This window comes from Pectobacterium betavasculorum, from assembly GCF_000749845.1.
In the GTDB taxonomy this organism is placed as follows: domain Bacteria; phylum Pseudomonadota; class Gammaproteobacteria; order Enterobacterales; family Enterobacteriaceae; genus Pectobacterium; species Pectobacterium betavasculorum.
The window spans coordinates 1-2,812 of the sequence record NZ_JQHM01000037.1 but is presented as its reverse complement, the minus strand read 5'-3'; the positions used below and the strand labels follow the sequence as shown (position 1 = coordinate 2,812).

Below are 2,812 nucleotides of genomic sequence, written 5' to 3'. Positions count from 1 at the left end.
CTGTTCGAACGGCAGATCCTGATGCGCCTGCGCCGCCAGCGTGGTCGCTTTTACCTGCGCCAGCAACTCGCCCACCGTCGCGCCGTCCGCTATCCGGCAGCGCAGCACCAGCGTATTGACGAACAGGCCGATCAGCGGCTCCAGCTCGGTGCGGGTGCGCCCGGCCACCGGCGAGCCGATAACAATATCGTCCTGCCCGCTCAGCCGGTGCAGCAATATCGCCCAGCCGGTCAGCAGCGTCATGTACAGCGTGGTCCCCTGACGGGCAGCCAGCCCCTTCAGTTCCGCCGTCAGCGCCGCATCCAGCGTAAAATCCACCCGCCCGCCAGCATAGTCCTGCTCCGCCGGCCGCGGCCTGTCGGTCGGCAGCGCCAGCAGCGGCGGAATACCCTGTAACTGTTGCTGCCAGTAGGACAACTGGGTCTGTAGAATTGGCCCCTCAATCCAGCGGCGTTGCCAGGCGGCGTAGTCGGCATATTGAATGCGCAGCGGCGGCAGCGGGGAGGCCTGCCCGGCGACGCAGGCGTCGTACAACACCCCCAGCTCGGACATAAAGCGTCCGATGGACCAGCCGTCGGAGATGATGTGGTGCATGACGAACAGCAGCACCTGCCGCCGCTCGCCCAGCAGAACCAGATGACCGCGAACCAGCGAGCCCTGGGTTAAGTCAAAGGGCACACTGGCCTTCGCGGCGCTCAGCCGCGCCAGTTCGCTTTCGGCATCAGGGTGCCCACGCAGATCGTGCAGGGTGAGCGCAAAGGGCGCGGGGTCATGGATCTGCTGATACGGCGTGCCGTCCACCGCGATAAAGCCGGTACGCAGCGCCTCATGGCGCGCCACGATACCGTCGAGCGCCGTCTGCAACGCGTCAATATCCAGGTCGCCTTGTAGCCGCACCCCGCCCGCCATGTGATAGGCCGCGCTGGCCCCCGCCTCCAGTTGCGACAGGAACCACAGCCGCTGCTGGGCGAACGACAGCGCCAGCGGCTCCGTTCGCGCCACCGACGCTATCGGCGGCAAGGCGCTGAACGACGCATCCTCTACCTCCTGTGCAAAATCCATCAGCACCGGGCGGGCGAACAGTACGCTGAGCGCTACCTCCCGGTTTAACGTACGCCGGATGCGCGACAGCAACTGGATAGCCAGCAGCGAGTGACCGCCGAGCGCGAAGAAGTGGTCGTGTCGCCCCACCTGCTCCACCCCCAGCAATCCTGCCCACAACCCCGACAGCGCCGTTTCAGTCTCTCCCTGCGGCGCAACGTAGCGCTGCACGGCATAGGCCCCGCCCTCCGGCTGCGGCAGTGCCCGCCTATCCAGCTTGCCGTTGGCCGTCAGCGGCCATTCTCTGAGGTGCACCCAGGCCCCCGGCAGCATATAGTCCGGTAAGACCGCCGCCGCCCAGTCACGCAACTGTTGCGCATCCTGCGGCGCAGACGCCAGATAGTAGGCCACGAGCCGGCTATCCCCGTCATTCTCCCGACGCGCGATAACCACGCCGTCCTCCACCGCCGTATGACGGCGCAGCCGCGCCTCTATCTCACCCAGCTCGATACGAAAACCGCGGATTTTCACCTGATGGTCGTTGCGACCCAGATACTCCAGCTCCCCCTCACCGCGCCAGCGCGCCCGGTCACCGGTCTTGTACAGCCGCGCACCCGGCTCGTCCACAAAGGGGTCGTCGATAAAACGCGCCGCCGTCAGCGCCGTCCGGTTCAGGTAGCCCCGTGCCACCCCGCCGCCACCGACGTACAGCTCGCCCGATACCCCCACCGGCACCGGCTGGCACGCCTCATCCAGCACGTAAATCCGCAGGTCGGGGAGCCGCTCCCCTATCGGGCTGATGTCCAGCGCCGCGTCCGCCGGAGAGAGCCGCCGGAAGGTCACGTGCACCGTGGTTTCGGTAATGCCGTACATATTGACCAGCGTCGCCCGCTCGCCGTTTTGCGCGTACCACGGTGCCAGCATCGCCGGCTCCAGCGCTTCTCCGCCGAAAATCACCCAGCGCAGCGCAGGCGCCCGCGAAGACGAATGCGCCGCCTGAGCAGCTATCAGCGGCCGGAACGCCGCCGGCGTCTGGTTCAGCACCGTGACGCCCTGTTCGCACAGCAACTGATAAAACGCCGCCGGCGCGCGCGCCGTCTCCTGCGACACCACCACCAGCCGCCCGCCGTGCAGCAGCGCGCCCCACAGCTCCCATACCGAGAAGTCGAATGACAGCGAATGGAACAGGCTCCAGACATCGTCGGCGCCAAAGTCAAACCACCGCCGGGTGGCGGCGAACAGCCGCATCACCTGCGCGTGCTCCACCATCACCCCTTTCGGCTGCCCGGTGGAGCCGGACGTGTAAATCACGTAGGCCAACTGATGCGGGTCCGTCCCCGACCGCGCAGGGTTACTGTCCGGCTGACCGGCCAGCAGCGCGGGCGCTTCCAGGTCGAACAGGCGCACGTTCGCCGGCGACGGCGACCACAGCGAGCCCTGGGTAATCAACCCCAGCGGCGCGCTGTCCTCCAGCAGATAGCGGATGCGCTCGGCCGGGTAGGTCGGGTCTATCGGCACATAGCCGCCGCCCGCCTTCAGTACCGCCAGCACCGCCGCGACCATCTCCACGCCGCGCGGCAGGCAGATGGCCACCCGCATATCCGGCCCCACGCCCTGCGCTATCAGCGCGTGCGCCAGCCGGTTGGCATGCCGGTTCAGTGCGTCATAGCTGAGCGATTGCTCGCCACACACCAGCGCCACCGCCTGCGGCGCACGGCGCACCTGGGCTTCGAACTGCTGGTGCAGGCACAGGCTGACCGGCTCGGCCTGG

General features: G+C 67.5%; 1 protein-coding gene. It reads right to left on the bottom strand.

The features are described from left to right. A partial coding sequence (locus KP22_RS20950) for a non-ribosomal peptide synthetase (protein WP_039326265.1) occupies positions 1-2,812 on the bottom strand: 2,812 nt, incomplete at both ends.